Source organism: Candidatus Pseudothioglobus sp. Uisw_086, from assembly GCF_048085745.1.
Lineage (GTDB): Bacteria > Pseudomonadota > Gammaproteobacteria > PS1 > Pseudothioglobaceae > Pseudothioglobus.
This window is the reverse complement of sequence record NZ_CP159803.1, coordinates 304,600-321,298: the sequence shown is the minus strand read 5'-3', so window position 1 is coordinate 321,298 and position 16,699 is coordinate 304,600. Positions and strand designations below refer to the sequence as shown.

The window sequence follows — 16,699 nt, the reverse complement described above, 5'->3', positions numbered from 1 at the left end:
CAATAATAAAAACTATAAATACCTATCAATACCATCATCACACCAGACACTATGGTTTTTTATAGCTTTTTCTAACATCAAAGTATTTTTATCTAAATGCTCCCTAGAGCTTTCATTGTGCCATAGATGGAACTGTATTAAGTTAAAACGTACATTCTTTCTTTTAAGTCCACTATTAAGAAGACGCAGGATAAATTCACTATCCTCCCTACCCCAGCCTTCAAATTTATTATTAAAGCCATTTACTGCTATGCAATCTTCTCTATAGAAACTAATATTGCATGATCGTACAGAATGTAATTTATTACTATTAAAATTAAGTATATTTGAAAGTTTAGATAGTGAGGTGGAATAGATAGAATTCTTTCTATTGCCTAAACCTGGTGAAAAAAATGAAATTTCAAAATTTTTATTTTTCTTTGAATTTTTAAATATTTTATTTGTTTGACTCTCTGATAATAAAACTCTTGAGCCTTGAACATAAAACCCTTTTTTTGAATTATCAATATGATCTTGAATGAATTTTGGATGAAGAATCATGTCACCATCCACCATTATAATATATTCAAAATTTGACTTAGCTATTGCTTTATTTCTTGATTTAGCTGCTCTAAATCCAATATTTTCCTGCCATGAATGGTTGATTTTTAAAAAACTATTTTGCTGAACTTCATTAATAACTTTTCTGACTTCTTCACCACTTCCATCATCAGCAATAATTATTTCATCAGGGATTCGAGTTTGCATCTCAATGCTTTTAAAAAGAATCATTAAGGACTCAGATTGATTGAAGGTGGCAATAATTAAACTTACTTGCATTTATAAAGTAATTTTTAGATAAAATGAAATGAAATTATAATCTATATGTTAAATTATCTAGCAATTTTAAGTTTTTTTCAAAATACCTCTAAATACCTATGAAAATATCTGCTTATATTATTGCCTACAATGAGGCAGAAAAAATTCGCGACTGTATAAACTCTGTTTTGTGGGCTGATGAAATTATTATGGCAGATTCACATAGCACTGATGGGACAACTGAAATAGCTGAAAAACTAGGAGTGAAAGTAATTCATATTCCTTTTAATGGCTATGGCGAGTTAAGAAATAAAGCAATTGAGCATTGCACTGGGGATTGGATTTTTAGTCTTGACTCTGATGAAAGATGCACTCATGAAGTAAGAGATGAGATTTTAAAATTAATTGAAAATGCTCCCCTTGATATATATCTAGTTCCAAGAAAAAATTTTTTTATGGGTAAATGGATAAAATACTCTGGTTGGAGGCCTAATTTTAGACAACCTCAACTTTTTAAAAATGGAAAAATGAGTTACTCCATGGAACCAGTTCATGAAGGATTTATTAGTAAAAGTAATTATGATATTGGTATTATTAAAAATAGTATTTGGCAAATTCCCTTCAAAAATACTGAAGAAATAATATATAAAAGTAACCGCTATTCTAGCCTTGGTGTATCAAAGCTAATTAAAAAAGGCGTTAAGGGTAGTGTTTTTAAGGCATTTGTTCATGGATTATGGTCGTTTATTAAACATTACATATTTAAACTTGGGTTTCTGGACGGAGGTCCTGGATTTGTAATTGCATTTGGAAACTTTGAAGGAACATTCTATAGATATATTAAGTTAACAGAAACTCAAGCTGACTGGCAAGCTCCAAGAGTCAAAAAAATTAATAGAAGAAAATAAAGCTTTCAGTAATACTTTTAATCAATTTTTAATTTTCTATCTTCATAACTTGTAAAAATCTTAATCAAAAATAGGTGTGGTAAAGTATGAAAGGTAATTGGCACTCGAGGCAGTTGAAAGTGACTTGTCTCATTATGGACTCTTCCGCGTAACATTGTTGTAGCAGTTGAATATCCAGCTTTTTTAACTATATTACATGTCGTTTCATCAAAACTGCCAAAAGGATAACAAAAATCCATTATTAATATATTAAATTTTTTTTCTAGGCTGGCCTTGCAAAAGTTAATTTCATTTTTTACTATATCTTCATTTGTAGATTTTAAATCAACATGAGATTGAGTATGGGCCCCAATGTCCATTCCTAAAGAAATCCATTCTTTGACCTCATCGGTTGACATTAATGGTCTTTGAGTTATGCCTTTGGAATAATCCCAAACATTTGAAGTACCAATATAATTACTAACAAGATAGCATGTCGCACTAAATTTATATTTACTTAGAATTGGTGCAGCATTTTTCAAATTATTCTGATAACCATCATCGAATGTAATCCCAACAACTTTTCCAGTCTTAGTTCCATCAAGATAGGGCTGAAGCTCCCTTATGCTTAAACCCTTATAACCCAGTATTTTTAGAAGCCACATTTGAAATTTGAACCGCCTTGGAGGAACATGCATACCTCGCATAACAGTTGATCTGGGCATTAATTCAATACTGTGATACATTAGTATAGGAATTTTTTTACTTATCATAGTTTAATAATTGAAATATTCTTTGCTTCAAAACTTTTAAAAAACTTCTTTTCAACGTAACTTTTTGAGATAACTTTATTTTTTCATCAATAGAAAAATTTTGATATTGCTCAAAAAATCTTTTTAAAATTTCAACAGCATGAGTTTTTTTTCTAGAGGTTGAATACAAACTAACATAATTTTTTCCTTCAATTATTTTATATTTTTTTAAAAGAGCCTCTGAAAGTGCAAATGGCTCAATAGTATGTGCTGGAACAATATCAATTAATTTTATTAAAAGTTTGTCTGCCCAATCCAGACTTGGTCGCATATTTGGCATTATTCCAATCATAAGAGATCCCCACATCATTGATTTTTTTGATAATTTATAATTTTGATTACCAACTTTAATAAGCTTACCTTCAAGATACTTGATATAAATAGAAAATCTTTTTCTTTTATATATTTGGCCTTCATTTAGATAGAATAAGGCTTGATTTGGTTTAATTAAATCAAATAGTGGTATTGGATTTTTGTGAAAATATGTATCAGTATCAAAAAATAGTATCTTATCTTGGCTCTCTAATTTAAGCTTATCCATTACATAAGCAAGCCCACGATTTTTGATTCTAAAATGGTATTTTCCATTAAGCGACCAATCATTTTTTTGAAGGACACTCATTGAAATAACTTTTATTGGATATTCAGAAAACTCATCAGGCTTTTCGGTTAGTACTACTACTTCTACTTGGTTTTCATATTTAACCCAATGCATAAAAGTTAAATAACTAAACTTTGCCCCATAATAATATCCAGGGTCATCGCCATAAACTATATATAAAAGTATTTTTCTATTATATTTTTTCAATTTTATCTACTTAGGTGCCAATTTTTAACTTCATTAAAGACTACTAATGGGCTAATATGATCTAAACATTCACTCTTACCATGCTTATCATCACAACCAGCTTTACCACAGGCGACACAAGCTAAATCTGCTTGAAAAACTGAAACATTACCATAAGTTTGTAAAGGAATATTGGTTGCAGTCGATACTTGTAATTCATTTGACCAAGGCGCCCACATTGATAAATTTGTAGGCCCAAATATTGCAAAAATTCGCTTGTTATAAAATGCAGCAATATGCATGTTCAATGTATCCATTCCAATATAGCCCTCTGAAAGAGAACTTAATGCAATGCAATCCTCAATTGAAGTTTTACCAATCCAGCTTGTAACATTACTTAGTGTAGGTAGTGTTTTATTAATTTCAATATCTATATGACTCATACCACCAGTTACAATAATTGGAACATTTAATTCGTTTAATAAGCTCAATAATTGATTTCTTAAATGCTGAGGATAAACCTTATAATTGTATTGAGCAGAAGGATGGAAAATGAAAAATTTTGATATTTTTAATTTACTTAACTTGTCTCTAATTTCAGAAAATTTTTCGCTATTAATATTTAAACTTGACCTAGTATCAAACTTATTAATATTCAAAGACTTAAGTGGTTCAAGATTGTTCAATAAGATGTGTTTTTTATTGTCAAAAACATAATAATGACTCAGAAGTATCTTTTTCCACCAAGATTTTTTCGTTTGTTCTTCAATTGCACTTATTGAACACTTGCTGGCTAAAATACAGTATAAAACACTACGATCACTGGCAGTTAAGTTAATACTTAAATCATATTTTTTATAGATTTTTTTGAAAATATTTTTTTCTTGATACCATTTTTTTTCATTTTTATTTACGTAAGAAAAAGTATGAATATCAGAAATATGTGGAAGTATTTTAGCTACAGCGAGAGTATCATCATTAATTAATAAGTCAATTTTACAAGGTTGAAAACTTTGTTGAAGTTGTTGAATTAATGGAGCACTTAAAAAAACGTCACCATTAGATCGTTGAATTATTACTAAAATTTTTGAAGGAATCATTCCTTAACGATTACTATAAATAAAAGAACTAAACAAGATAAATAAATTACTTGTATAGTGGCCTAGCAAGTAAGAATCACTCCACATGATAATTAAAAATAATATCGGCATAGCGATGCCAATATTTTGAATTATTTTATCCCTAGTCAACATTGCTATTTTAAATTGAAGATAAAAAATCCACCCCAAGGATAAAAAACCTAAAAAACCTAATTGTGCTAGTACTAATAAATACATATTATGAGGCTGAACAGTTAAATCCACCTCAGGGCTATTAAGCTCATTAATTCTTTCATATTCGGCTGGAAAATCTCCAGCGCCTACTCCTAATAAAGGAGATTCACTAAAAAGGGTAAAAGAATTTAAGAGAAACGTAATTCGCATTCCAACAGCAGTATTTTTATCAATATTGTAGTTTGTAATGTCACTAACAGCTGAATCAACTCTTGATTGAAATAAATGACTTGAGCTATAAGCCAAAGCAGTAATTAAGATAATTGTTGATAATGCAATAAAGGTAGCTTTTATTTGCGAGCTTCTAAAGTGTTGAACGGCAAGAACAACTAAGGCGGCAAAAAACATTACTTGGCCAGCTCTACCTCCTGTAATAAACATATTAAAAGTCATTGTTAAAGTAAAAAATGTATATATAGCTCGCTCCACTTGGGATAATTTTTCATTTGAAAACAATTTATTTAAGACTAAATATATTGCAAATGCCAAAAAAGGATTATATGAAATATGGCTCATTAGCGGGGTTGGATTTACAACATCTCCATATTTATATGGAGGAACTATTTCAAACCAGATTAAATAAGAAAATCCCTCTGAAATAGCAATGGCTAATAAAAATGCAGTTATATAGAAATTTTTATTAGCTTTTTTTGATATACATAAAAAAATCGGCAAGACAAGGATAAATGGAAGCATTTTTCTGAGTATCTCAAGACCCCAATCAAGATTAGTTGTCCATAAAAGACTAATAAAATGAACCAGAAAAAAAATAATGGAAGCAATAGCAAGATTATTACTTTTTATTTGTTGAATTTTTTTTAAGTAACTTCCTGAAGACAGCCAAAGAATTGTAATGAGCCATATTGCAATATTGTTCCCCAGAACCGTAAGGGGGAGTAAAAAAAATGCTGAAATAAGAAGATACTGATATATGCGATCAAGTGGGCTGTCAAAAGTTACCATAATTTGATAAAATACTATTTATTAAAAGTAATTAAATGTATTTTAATGGAATCATGAATGCCAATAAAGATAATTTTTCTTGATCGTGATGGTGTCATTAATGCAGAAGTGGGTTATCTTTTTAAGATTCAAAACTTCAAGTTTATTGATGGTGTTTTTGAAGCTTGTGTAAATTTTTTACAACTAGGTTATAAAATAATTATTGTATCTAACCAATCTGGAATTTCTAGGGGTTACTACACTGAAAGTGATTATCAAAAATTAACTCAATGGATGCTAACTCAGTTTAATAAGAATGGAGTGGGTATTTTGGATACCTTTCATTGTCCGCACTCTATAGAAGCTGATTGTAATTGCAGGAAGCCAAAGCCAGGCATGTTTAATGAGGCTGCAACTCGCTATAATATAGACCTAGAGAAATCATGGATGATTGGAGACAAAGAAACAGATATAACTGCAGCCAATTTAGCAGGGGTGTCAAAGACTATTCTTGTAAGAAGCGGTCATAAAATTGAAGAACCAAAGTCTAAAGCTATGTTTTTTCTTAACTCAATACATGAATCAGAAAATATTATCAAGCATTAATGGCTTATTTTGTAAAAATCCTTATACCACTTTATAAAATTTGACACTCCTTTTTCAACAGTCATACTTGGCTTATAATTAAAATCTGCCATAAGATCATCTACATCAGCAAAAGTATTTGGAACATCTCCTGGCTGAAGGGGTAAAAGTTCTTTTAAAGCCTTAATGCCCAATGCATTTTCTATTGCTTCAATATACATATTTAACTCTATAGGTGAGTTATTGCCTATATTATAAATTTTCCAAGGAGCTGAAGATGATGCACTGTCTGGATTATCTCCACTCCAGTCAATATTTGGTTCTGCTGGTCGATCTAAAATACGTATAACGCCTTCTACAATATCATCAATGTATGTGAAATCCCTTCGATGATTTCCATAATTAAAAACTGGGATCTTTTCTCCAGCTAGAATTGATTTAGTAAACTTGAATAGAGCCATATCAGGGCGCCCCCAAGGACCATATACAGTAAAAAATCTAAGCCCTGTAGTTGGTAATTTATATAAATAACTATATGTATGCGCCATTAACTCATTTGCTTTTTTACTTGCTGCGTAGAGACTTAATGGATGGTCAACGCTATCATGTGTAGAGAAGGGCATTTTAGTATTAGAGCCATATACTGAACTACTTGATGCATAGACAAGGTGAGAGACATTATTATGTCTACATCCTTCTAATATATTCCCAAAACCTACTATATTAGTATTTATGTATGCTTGAGGGTTTTCAATCGAATACCTAACACCTGCTTGTGCAGCAAGATTAACTACACCATCAAACTTATGCTTCTTAAACAAAGACTGTAATGATGAATTATCTTCTATATCAGCTCGAACATGAGTGTAATTTGCGTGGTCTAAATGTCGAGCAAGGCGCTTCTCTTTTAATACAGGATCATAATAGTCATTATGATTATCTATTCCTACTAGAATATCTCCCCTTTCAAGAAGCTTAATTGATAAAGCTGATCCAATGAAGCCTGCTGAGCCGGTTATTAATAATTTCATTATATAATTTAAATAGTTTTTTATAGATTAAATATATCTTTTGGCACAGAATATGTATATTTATTATTTTCTAGAGTAAAGAATGCTTCTAGCAAACAAATAGAAATTATAATAATATCCAACTTTAAAAAGAATAGCGAATATTTACTTATAGTCTGTTAATAATTTTTCTGCTATTTTAACAACTTCGGTTGGGTTAATATCTTTTATTGATGTATCACTTTTATTAATTTTATAAGGATCTACAATTGAACTTGACTCAATAATGCAATTAACATTTGTAAGGCGAGTGTTTCTATAGCCTGGAGTAGGCCCAAATAAAGTAATAGATGGAATTCCCAATCCCCAAGACATATGAACTGGACCCGTATCTCCGCCAATAACAAGATTCATTTTTGATATCAATGATTTAAGATCATTTAAAGAAAGTTTATTGATAACTAAAACCTTTGGTGCTATAGACTCAATCTCCTCTGCAATTAACCGCTCAGAATCATTTCCCCAGATTACAATGAAATTACCATTAATTTTTTTTACAATCTCAGCGTAGCCTTTTGCTGGATATATTTTGGAGTCAAATGAAGCTCCTGGAATAAGCAAGATATTTGGCTTGTCATTCAAAAGAAAATCAAAATCTGTCGTATTATCAAAAAACAAAAAAGATTTTTTATTTATTAGCTCCTCTTCTGAAACTTTTATACCAAGTGCTTTACATATAATTTCTACATTACGATTTATTACATTAATCGAGCGATCTATAGCATATTTTTGAGTATAGAATATTGACGCGAGACCCTCTCTGGATGATTTCATATCAAGTCCAATAGTCTGAGTTGAAGGAATTAATTGAGCAATAATTGCAGACTTAATTAAATTTTGCATATCAATAACTAAATCATATTTTTTGAGTTTTCTTAGCTTGGCAATTTCATTAAAAAATAGTATGGGTGATTTTTTTTTCTTGGCTTCCCTCAGTCTAATGGTATGAATCTTACTAACATGTGGATTATTTTCTAAGACTCCTTTTAATGAAGTATCCACAAACCAGTCAATTATTGACTCAGGGTACTTTTCTTTAATAAATTGCAAGACAATCATTGAATGAATAATATCACCAATTGCAGAAAGTTTAACTATTGCTATCTTCATAAAAATCATTTTACAACGTCATTCAACTAATTACCTCAACTTATTAAATTAAGCTTTTAATGATATAATTCAATAAGCTAAAATTTATCATTAAACTGATCTGCATGAATTCCGAAAATAAAGACGAAAGCCCAACAAATTTTATTCGAAATATCATTAATGATGACCTTAGAACTGGCAAGCATAATTCTATAGTAACTAGATTTCCACCAGAGCCTAACGGTTATCTTCACATTGGCCATGCAAAATCAATTTGCCTTAATTTTGGAACTGCTAATTATTATGATGGTTTTTGCAATCTTAGATTTGATGATACAAACCCAGCTAAAGAAGATATTGAATATGTTAAATCTATAAAAGAAGATATACTTTGGCTAGGTTTTGATTGGGATGGCAAGATCAAATTTAGCTCAAATTATTTTGATATATTTTATAAAAGTGCTGAAGAGTTAATTTCTAAAGGATTAGCTTACGTCTGTTTTTTAAGCATAGAAAAAACTCGATCTTATCGGGGAACATTAAAAAGTCCTGGAAAAAATAGCCCATATCGTAAAACTAGTCCTGAAGAAAATTTAATCCTATTTCATAAAATGAAAGCAGGTGAATTTAAGGAAGGAGAATGTGTACTAAGAGCCAAAATTGATATGTCTTCTAATTTTATGTGTATGCGAGATCCTACGCTTTATCGTATTCGATTTGATACTCATCATCAAACAAATGATGACTGGTGCATTTACCCAATGTATGATTTTGCTCATTGCATTGGCGATGCAATTGAAGGAGTTACTCACTCTATATGTACGTTAGAATTTCAAGACAATCGTAGGATTTATAACTGGATATTAGAAAATCTAGATGAATTTAACCTCCCTAGTCGACCACATCAATATGAGTTTTCTCGTTTAAATCTTGAATTTACAACTACCTCTAAAAGAAACTTAAAACTTTTAGTAGATAATAATCATGTTTCTGGATGGGATGATCCTAGAATGCCAACTATTTCTGGACTTCGTAGACGTGGCTATACCCCTGCTTCAATAATCAAATTTTCTGAAGCAATTGGAGTCTCAAAAGTTAACAGCTTGACTGATGTTTCAATTTTAGAATCAGCTATTAGAGATGATTTAAATTCTATCGCTCCTCGTTCAATGGCTGTGATTAATCCAATTAAATTAATAATTGAGAATTATCCTGCAGATAAAATGGAATCTATTAAAGCTCCTAATCATCCTCAAAATGAAAAGATGGGTACTAGAGAAATTTTCTTTAGTAGGGAAATATATATAGATAGAGAAGATTTTTTAGAGGTTTCACCTAATAACAAATATAAGAGGCTGGCCCTAAACAAAGAAGTCCGATTAAGAAACTCTTATGTTGTCAAAGCAACTCGTTTTGATAATGATAAAGATGGTAATTTTAAAACTATTTACTGTACATACGATTCTGAGACTTTAGGAAAAAACCCTTCTGACGGTCGAAAAGTTAAAGGTGTTATTCACTTTGTCGAAGCTAGCAGTGCGTTAGAAGCTGAATTTAGGATTTATGATCGCCTTTTTTCTGAATCAAATCCTTCAAAATTTGATGATTTTTCTTTAATACTTAACCCTGATTCACTTAAAATAAAATATGGATTTGTTGAGTCTAATTTATCAGCCGCTAAAATAGAAAGAGTTTACCAATTTGAACGTGAAGGATATTATTGTCTTGATAATCAACTAAAAGACAAATTAATATTCAATAAAACAGTTGGTCTAAAGGATACTTATAAGTGATTTTTTACCATTAATGATATTTAATCATATCATTTAATATTTTAATTCCGCTTTTATGGCTAATTCGAGACTCAATAAAAATTTTACTAAGTCTTAGAGGTAGTTTTTTATAACCCCCACCTTTAAAAATATATTCAAGCCATCCTTTTTTCTGAAGTCTCTTAGTCGTTTTAGCAACTTGATCAAATGATGGCAATATCAAATCACTAACAACTTCTTTTCTTTTAAATAAAACTCTAAGATTGGAGTCACTAACCATGTCAATTTTATCAAAATATTTACTAGCCGCAGAAACTAATGTTGATGAACTAAAATAATGGATATGCGCTTTAAAGTAAATATTATGTGGAGAGGCATCATTTGTTTCGATATTTGGAACCTCTATTAATAAGTGCCCATTCTTTTCTAGCAAATTAAATAATAACTCAAAGGCTTTAACTACATCGGGAATATGCTCCAAGGCATGAAACATCGTAATTACTTTAAATTTACCATGGACATCAGAAAGTTGCCCAGTCTCTATTTTAATTCCATACTCTTCTCGAGCGTAGCTTGAGTAGCCAATATTTGGCTCAATACCTTGAGACATAAAACCTAATTTACTGGATAAATATGTGAATTCCCCACCTCCTGCTCCAACATCAAGAAGGCTTCCATTATCAATACCTCTATTTTTTAAAAAACTAATGCGATCTAACCCAAGATTTCCTGCGCGAAAAACATGCTTAATTTTAGGTACATATGTTTTTTTATAGTCCTGCCTATATACGCTAGAATAATATTCATTAACTTCGTCTTCAGATGGAATTGGATTTTGCTGAACCATCCCACAAACGTTGCATAAAAAAATATTTAAAGAAGAATTATTTTTAGAATCTGTCCTAGAAATAATTTTTAAATTTTTTTGTTCGCATAATATACAGCTCATAAGCTACCTTTAACTTTAATATAATTTATGTTACTTTTTTATCATATATTATTAAGCCAACTAGATAAAATTGTCATTTCGCTATACTTAGTTGAATCAATCTGAAGAGGCGTTACTGAGACGAAATTATTAGAAATTGCATGAAAATCTGTACCCTCTCCATTATCAGCTTCTTCTCCATTTTCACCAATCCAGAAGAGAGAGGAATCTTTTTTGTCCTTTATACTTGGCGCAGATTTATGCCTACTTCCTAAACGAGTACTCTTAATCCCTTTAATTTCCTTAAGAAGAATATCTGGAACATTAACATTAATGATAGTATTGTAAGATAGTTCTGATTTGTCAATTTGAGTAACTAATCTCTTTGCGATTTCCCCTGCTGTCTCAAAGTGATTACACTCCCAACTTGCTAAAGATATTGCAATTGAAGGAAGGCCTAAAAAACGCCCCTCTAAAGCTCCTGCAACAGTTCCAGAGTAAATGACATCATCACCAAGATTTGCTCCAAAATTAATACCTGTAACAACTAAATCAATTGACTCCTTTATAAAACCACACAACGCCAAATGAACGCAATCAGTTGGTGTAGCATCTATTGCATAAATATTTTTTTCAATTTGAATGGGTTTTAACGGCTTTCCAAGAGTTAATGAGCTACTTGCTGCAGACTTATTCTCAATGGGAGCAACAACAATTACTTCTGCAATTTCACTCAATGATTTTGTAAGCTGCTTGATGCCCTTAGCCTGATAGCCATCATCATTACTTATAAGAATTCTCATTAACTAATTGTTAAAGCAATCTTATCTTTACTAACACCTACTTTAACAGTTCCACCAGAACTAAGTTTACCAAAAAGAAGTTCATCGGCAAGAGGTTTGCGCACCTCTCTTTCAATTAACCTCATCATTGGGCGAGCACCCATCATAGAGTCATAGCCATTATCAGCAAACCATTTTCGAGCTGCATCAGAAACAATTAATGAAACATTCTTTTTTTCAAGAACATCTTCAAGTTCAAAGAGAAATTTATTGACTACATAGACTACGACTTCTTCATTAAGCTTATTGAAATAAATAATTTCCGATAATCGATTTCTAAATTCTGGAGTGAATATCTTTTTAAGTTCACCTTCATAATCAAGGGAATGATCTTGCTCATTAAAACCTATGGAGGCTCTTTGAACGTTTTGAGCTCCAACATTAGAAGTCATAACAAGTATCACATTACTAAAGTCAACTTCACGACCATTGGCATCAGTAAGCTTTCCATGATCCATAACTTGTAATAGGATATTAAAAATATCAGGATGTGCTTTCTCAATCTCATCCAATAAAAGAACGGCGTAAGGGTTACTATTTACTGCCTCTGTTAATAAGCCTCCTTCATCATAACCCACATATCCTGGAGGAGACCCTATAAGTTTAGAAATAGCATGCCTCTCCATATATTCAGACATATCAAATCTCAATAATTTGACACCCATAATCCTGGAAAGCTGCTTACAAATTTCAGTTTTACCAACGCCAGTTGGTCCAGCAAATAGAAATGATCCCATTGGTTGCTCAATTGGTGAGAGTCCAGATCGAGAAAGTTTTATAGCAGTGGATAAAGACTCAACAGCATTATCCTGACCAAATACACCTAACTTAAGATCACTCTCTAGGCTTTTAAGTAAAGACTTATCATCACTAGTAACTTGGCGAGAAGGAATACGAGCCAACTTAGCAACAATATTTTCAATATCAGGGACACCAATATTGACTTTACGCTTTGATTTAGGAAGAATCTGCTGAAGAGCACCAACCTCATCAATGACATCAATCGCTTTATCTGGAAGACGCCTGTCTCCAATATGTCGATGCGTTAACTCTGCTGCAGAAACTAAAGATGCAGCTGAATATTTAACTTTGTGATGTGATTGATAATATTTTTTTAGTCCATGTAAGATTTTTATTGTATCTTCAACTGAAGGCTCCTCAATATCCACTTTTTGAAAGCGCCTTGTAAGCGCATGATCTTTTTCAAAAATCTTACGATATTCATCATAAGTTGTAGATCCTATACACTTAAGTGAGCCATCTGCAAGCGCTGGTTTAAGAAGATTAGATGCATCCAAAGAACCACCAGAAACACTTCCTGCACCAATTAAAGTATGAATTTCATCAATAAAAAGTACTGAATTTTTATCTTTTTCTAAATCTGTAAGCACTGACTTTAATCGCTTCTCAAAATCACCCCTATACTTTGTACCTGCAATTAGTACACCAACATCTAGAGAATATATAGTTGTATTTTTTAGAATTTCAGGGACCTGTCCATCTACTATTTTCTTAGCTAAACCTTGAGCAATAGCAGTTTTACCAACTCCAGCCTGACCAACAAGTAATGGGTTATTTTTACGCCGTCTTGATAAAATTTGCACCGTCCTAAGGACTTCTTCCTCTCTACCAAGGAGAGGATCAATTTCACCAAGTCTAGCTTTTTCACATAAATTAGTTGTAAAAGATTCAAGTGAAGACGGCTTAGCTTGTTTATCACCTTCAACTTTTTTTGTTTCTTCCACTGGATTATCAGCCAAGTGTGAAGAAATCCCTTCCATAACATCCAATCTGGAAATATTATTTAATTTCAGCATGTAAACAGCATGCGATTCTTTTTCAGAAAAAATACTAACAAAGACATTCATCGCGTTCACAGAATTTTTTTGAGCAGACTGGGCCTGATAAACACTCCTTTGAAGGACTCTTTGGAACCCTACAGTTGGAACGATATCAATTTCAGCATCTTCAGAAATAATAGGAGTATGTGAATCAATATACTGATCAAGTTCAGCGCGAAGTTCATCGATGTTAACTCTCTTACCCCTGAGAAATGCAATAACTTCATCCATATTAAGAAGGGCTAGCAATAAATGCTCAACCGTTACAAACTCAAGGCGACGATTTCTAGCCTCAGTCATCACCATATTAATCTCTTGCTGTAATCCTTGTTCAATCATAAAATACTGTTTTTGTTATTGTCTAAATTAATACTTGATTTTAACATCACTATGGGCAATTTGAATCAAAATAAAATTCAAATTAATCTTTAATAGATAGTTAGATAGATCTCAATTTACTTTCAAAATCTTCCCTATTATGATAGCCACCACAGAGTTGGCGATAACCTGTTAAAGATGAACGCGCATGCAGAAGCCGCCAATTATCAAACGTTAGGACTTTTCCAGGATCCAACATAAACTCAAATTGCCGACTTGAGTCATTTGCTAGATTATGAAATATTTTATAAGCATCATAAAACTTTACCATTAAATCATTTTCTAATCTAAAAGGTGCACGATCATGATTATTAAAGCTTACTTGGATAACATCACCATTATTATTAATCCGAAATAAAGGTCGATGTGCTTCTAAATAAGTATCTGGCTTAATATAGCGTCCAGGAATATTAACATTACAAAGAATATTAAATGCATCAGGATACTCATACCTCATCTTCTCAGCAATCGCAAGACCATCAATTAATTGGTTTTCCCCGCCTAGAGAATCTCTTTTTATACAGTGCAAAGTTTGCAATCCTGGCGCATCATGAACATATGTTCCATCTGTATGTGGTTCAATAGCTAATGATGTGAAAGCAGTATCATCAGGATTCTCTAATTTATTATCCCAAACAGAAAACCCTCCAAAAATAGAATTTCTTATATAAGCCATTCTCTCCATAAGTTCTTTAGTTGCTTCTGGACTTTCAGGAGTAGCTGTTACTAAAGCAAAACCAACTCTATGAATATGATTTAACCAGGTTTTTATTCCTCCATCAATCATAAACTCCTTATAAGTTATTTCAGGAAAGTCTTTAATTTCATTTGGAGAATTCCATACATTAGATGAATTCAATGCATATGACTGAGGAAACTTTGGCACCGACATAGTTTGAAGCAATTCAAAAGAAAGACTACTCTCAGATTGATCACTCCATTTAATAAAAATACTTCTAGAAGAATCGTCAAGCCATACTTTATTGACAGTATTATTTAGTGGCTGACTAAATGAATCAATCTGGCGCTGCTTAGTATCTGGATGTAAATCTTCTTTACTTTCACTATGGTCTCTAAGCCAAAACCAAGGATAACAACTCAGTGAATCATCACTCCAAAAAATATTCAAACCTTTATCTAAAGACTCTACTGATTTAATCAACATAAAAGATGCCTTACTAAAAAAACTTAATAATAAAATTAAACACTCAATTCTCTTAAAACAGACATTAAAGGCTGATCATTTTGACGAGAATAATCAATTACCTGAGAAACTTTTGTTTGTGCAACATCATATGAATAAGTCCCACAAACTGCTTCTCCATCAATATGTATTTTAAGCATAATTGACTCAGCAACTGAAAAATCTTTATTAAAAAACTTCCTTAAAACTTCAACAACAAATTCCATTGAAGTGTAATCATCATTTAATAATATAACTTCAAATTTATTTGGAATTTTCAATTTTAACTTGTCAGTTTTTGATGCGGCTTGTGTCATATATTAATTAATAGATTTTTGAATAAGAAAAGTTATTGATAAAATCATAACTACAAAAGTAGGTAAGAAAAAGCTAAGCAAAGGACTGAAATCTAAACTTAAAGATAGGGCGCCTCCGATACGAGATAACATCTCAAATGACAACCCGATTGCGACACCAAAAAATATCTTTCTACCTAAAGTTACATCCCTCGTTGAGCCAAATATAAATAACATTGCTAATAAAATCATGGCAACCAGAGTAAGGGGTTTAACTAGTCTCTTATATAATTCGACCTCAAATACTCCTGAACTTAACTTATTATTTGATAAAAATTCTATTTGTTTAATAATAGTTAATGTTGAAAGCTCCTTAGGCTTTTTTTCTAAACTCTTAATTAAATCTTCGTCAAATGAAACTTGCGTAATATATGAGCTCTCATCCTTTAAAGTTATTTTATTAAATAAAGCATCGTCATCAATTGAAAAAATTACACTACCACTCATATCTAGCAACCTTCCATCAAATATCCCATCTTTCGAATGAATGACTTTTTCAATTTTTTTTGATTCATTAACTTCAATAACTGTAATATCACTAAATAACTTTCCATCAATGTTATTTTTAACATTAATATAGCTGCTCCCATCTCTAATCCAAAAGCCTTTTTGAGTTTTTGATACGGATGTCTGGCCTAATGAAATCAAGCGGCTATTTTCAGCATACTTACTTAAAATTGGCGCTATAAACTCACCTATTACAATCATTATAATAATAAAAATTAAGGCATTTTTTAAAACAATCCATGTTATCTTAATTATTGAAACTCCTGAAGCACGCAAAATAATAAGTTGATTAGTTGTTGCTAAGTGACCCATTCCAAGAATACAACCTAATAAAATTACTGGAGAAGCTTGGCCATAAGCAACCTCAGGAACTTGAAGTAAAATATATTTAAATGCCTCAATGATTGAATATTCTGACTCGCCAACATTATTATTTAGTTCAGTTAAAAAATTAAAAAAACTATAGATACTTAACCAAACTAATAGAACAGTCAGTGTATAACTTAAAAGTGTTTTAGCAATGTAACGATCTCTTATTTTCATTAAAATAGCAGTATTAAAAAAATTCATTTCCTATAGTAAGTATTC

Annotated in this window: 16 protein-coding genes; 3 read left to right on the top strand and 13 right to left on the bottom strand. The window is 31.3% G+C overall.

The window, feature by feature from the left end; all coding sequences use genetic code 11:
* Positions 1-12: 12 nt before the first annotated feature.
* Positions 13-819 (bottom strand): glycosyltransferase family 2 protein, encoded by an 807-nt coding sequence (locus ABXT49_RS01625; RefSeq protein WP_416652588.1) that lies wholly within the window; start codon positions 817-819, stop codon positions 13-15.
* A 98-nt stretch (positions 820-917) separates the two neighbouring features.
* Between ABXT49_RS01625 and ABXT49_RS01620 the strand changes: the two genes are divergently transcribed.
* Positions 918-1,706 (top strand): glycosyltransferase family 2 protein, encoded by a 789-nt coding sequence (locus ABXT49_RS01620; RefSeq protein WP_416652586.1) that lies wholly within the window; start codon positions 918-920, stop codon positions 1,704-1,706.
* A 17-nt stretch (positions 1,707-1,723) separates the two neighbouring features.
* On the opposite strand, the gene ABXT49_RS01615 is transcribed toward ABXT49_RS01620, so the two are convergent.
* From ABXT49_RS01615 to ABXT49_RS01600, 4 genes are read right to left on the bottom strand one after another with little or no spacing between them, the layout of a single operon-like run.
* Positions 1,724-2,458, bottom strand: a complete 735-nt coding sequence (locus ABXT49_RS01615; protein WP_416652585.1) for a polysaccharide deacetylase family protein — start codon at positions 2,456-2,458, stop codon at positions 1,724-1,726.
* Positions 2,448-3,305: a hypothetical protein gene (locus tag ABXT49_RS01610; protein ID WP_416652583.1), complete on the bottom strand. Its 858-nt coding sequence runs from the start codon at positions 3,303-3,305 to the stop codon at positions 2,448-2,450. Before ABXT49_RS01610 ends, ABXT49_RS01615 begins: the two co-directional genes overlap by 11 nt.
* 2 nt (positions 3,306-3,307) lie before the next feature.
* Entirely contained in the window at positions 3,308-4,384 is a 1,077-nt protein-coding gene (locus ABXT49_RS01605) for a glycosyltransferase family 9 protein (protein ID WP_416652582.1), read from the bottom strand.
* 3 nt (positions 4,385-4,387) lie between these two features.
* Positions 4,388-5,581 (bottom strand): O-antigen ligase family protein, encoded by a 1,194-nt coding sequence (locus ABXT49_RS01600; RefSeq protein ID WP_416652581.1) that lies wholly within the window; start codon positions 5,579-5,581, stop codon positions 4,388-4,390.
* A 57-nt stretch (positions 5,582-5,638) separates the two neighbouring features.
* On the opposite strand from ABXT49_RS01600, the gene gmhB reads away from it, so the two are divergent.
* Positions 5,639-6,166 (top strand): D-glycero-beta-D-manno-heptose 1,7-bisphosphate 7-phosphatase, encoded by a 528-nt coding sequence (gene gmhB / locus ABXT49_RS01595; protein ID WP_416652579.1) that lies wholly within the window; start codon positions 5,639-5,641, stop codon positions 6,164-6,166.
* Here the strand turns inward: gmhB and ABXT49_RS01590 are convergent.
* Together ABXT49_RS01590 and waaC are read right to left on the bottom strand one after the other, a co-directional pair.
* Positions 6,163-7,176, bottom strand: coding sequence for an NAD-dependent epimerase (locus ABXT49_RS01590; protein ID WP_416652578.1), 1,014 nt, complete (start codon positions 7,174-7,176; stop codon positions 6,163-6,165). The two genes, gmhB and ABXT49_RS01590, sit on opposite strands and share 4 nt — an antisense overlap.
* A gap of 144 nt (positions 7,177-7,320) precedes the next feature.
* Complete coding sequence (gene waaC, locus ABXT49_RS01585) at positions 7,321-8,325, bottom strand: lipopolysaccharide heptosyltransferase I (RefSeq protein ID WP_416652575.1); 1,005 nt, start codon at positions 8,323-8,325, stop codon at positions 7,321-7,323.
* A gap of 104 nt (positions 8,326-8,429) precedes the next feature.
* Here waaC and ABXT49_RS01580 point away from each other — a divergent pair, with 104 nt between their 5' ends.
* Positions 8,430-10,097 carry a glutamine--tRNA ligase/YqeY domain fusion protein gene (locus ABXT49_RS01580; RefSeq protein WP_416652573.1) on the top strand — a complete coding sequence of 556 codons (1,668 nt, stop codon included), beginning with the start codon at positions 8,430-8,432 and terminating at the stop codon, positions 10,095-10,097.
* 10 nt (positions 10,098-10,107) lie between these two features.
* Here the strand turns inward: ABXT49_RS01580 and ABXT49_RS01575 are convergent, their stop codons facing one another.
* From ABXT49_RS01575 to lptG, 6 genes are all read right to left on the bottom strand, one after another.
* Positions 10,108-11,025 (bottom strand): class I SAM-dependent methyltransferase, encoded by a 918-nt coding sequence (locus tag ABXT49_RS01575; protein WP_416652572.1) that lies wholly within the window; start codon positions 11,023-11,025, stop codon positions 10,108-10,110.
* Positions 11,026-11,066: 41 nt separating this feature from the next.
* Positions 11,067-11,807, bottom strand: coding sequence for a 5'/3'-nucleotidase SurE (gene surE / locus ABXT49_RS01570; RefSeq protein ID WP_416652571.1), 741 nt, complete (start codon positions 11,805-11,807; stop codon positions 11,067-11,069).
* A complete protein-coding gene (clpA, locus tag ABXT49_RS01565) occupies positions 11,807-14,026 on the bottom strand; it encodes an ATP-dependent Clp protease ATP-binding subunit ClpA (RefSeq protein ID WP_416652569.1) in 2,220 nt (739 codons plus the stop codon). The genes surE and clpA overlap by 1 nt, the downstream gene beginning before the upstream one ends.
* Positions 14,027-14,126: 100 nt before the next feature.
* Positions 14,127-15,230 (bottom strand): trimethyllysine dioxygenase, encoded by a 1,104-nt coding sequence (locus ABXT49_RS01560; protein ID WP_416652567.1) that lies wholly within the window; start codon positions 15,228-15,230, stop codon positions 14,127-14,129.
* 35 nt (positions 15,231-15,265) lie between these two features.
* Positions 15,266-15,565 (bottom strand): ATP-dependent Clp protease adapter ClpS, encoded by a 300-nt coding sequence (clpS, locus tag ABXT49_RS01555; protein WP_416652566.1) that lies wholly within the window; start codon positions 15,563-15,565, stop codon positions 15,266-15,268.
* A 3-nt stretch (positions 15,566-15,568) separates the two neighbouring features.
* Positions 15,569-16,681, bottom strand: coding sequence for an LPS export ABC transporter permease LptG (gene lptG / locus ABXT49_RS01550; RefSeq protein WP_416652563.1), 1,113 nt, complete (start codon positions 16,679-16,681; stop codon positions 15,569-15,571).
* Positions 16,682-16,699: the final 18 nt, after the last annotated feature.

Bases quoted from the DNA above. Each gene is read 5' to 3' on its own strand.
- ABXT49_RS01625 (WP_416652588.1), bottom strand. From the start codon at position 819: ATGCAAGTAAGTTTAATTATTGCCACCTTCAATCAATCTGAGTCCTTA.
- ABXT49_RS01620 (WP_416652586.1), top strand. From the start codon at position 918: ATGAAAATATCTGCTTATATTATTGCCTACAATGAGGCAGAAAAAATT.
- ABXT49_RS01615 (WP_416652585.1), bottom strand. From the start codon at position 2,458: ATGATAAGTAAAAAAATTCCTATACTAATGTATCACAGTATTGAATTA.
- ABXT49_RS01605 (WP_416652582.1), bottom strand. From the start codon at position 4,384: ATGATTCCTTCAAAAATTTTAGTAATAATTCAACGATCTAATGGTGAC.
- ABXT49_RS01600 (WP_416652581.1), bottom strand. From the start codon at position 5,581: ATGGTAACTTTTGACAGCCCACTTGATCGCATATATCAGTATCTTCTT.
- gmhB (WP_416652579.1), top strand. From the start codon at position 5,639: ATGCCAATAAAGATAATTTTTCTTGATCGTGATGGTGTCATTAATGCA.
- ABXT49_RS01590 (WP_416652578.1), bottom strand. From the start codon at position 7,176: ATGAAATTATTAATAACCGGCTCAGCAGGCTTCATTGGATCAGCTTTA.
- waaC (WP_416652575.1), bottom strand. From the start codon at position 8,325: ATGAAGATAGCAATAGTTAAACTTTCTGCAATTGGTGATATTATTCAT.
- ABXT49_RS01580 (WP_416652573.1), top strand. From the start codon at position 8,430: ATGAATTCCGAAAATAAAGACGAAAGCCCAACAAATTTTATTCGAAAT.
- ABXT49_RS01575 (WP_416652572.1), bottom strand. From the start codon at position 11,025: ATGAGCTGTATATTATGCGAACAAAAAAATTTAAAAATTATTTCTAGG.
- surE (WP_416652571.1), bottom strand. From the start codon at position 11,807: ATGAGAATTCTTATAAGTAATGATGATGGCTATCAGGCTAAGGGCATC.
- clpA (WP_416652569.1), bottom strand. From the start codon at position 14,026: ATGATTGAACAAGGATTACAGCAAGAGATTAATATGGTGATGACTGAG.
- ABXT49_RS01560 (WP_416652567.1), bottom strand. From the start codon at position 15,230: ATGTTGATTAAATCAGTAGAGTCTTTAGATAAAGGTTTGAATATTTTT.
- clpS (WP_416652566.1), bottom strand. From the start codon at position 15,565: ATGACACAAGCCGCATCAAAAACTGACAAGTTAAAATTGAAAATTCCA.
- lptG (WP_416652563.1), bottom strand. From the start codon at position 16,681: ATGAATTTTTTTAATACTGCTATTTTAATGAAAATAAGAGATCGTTAC.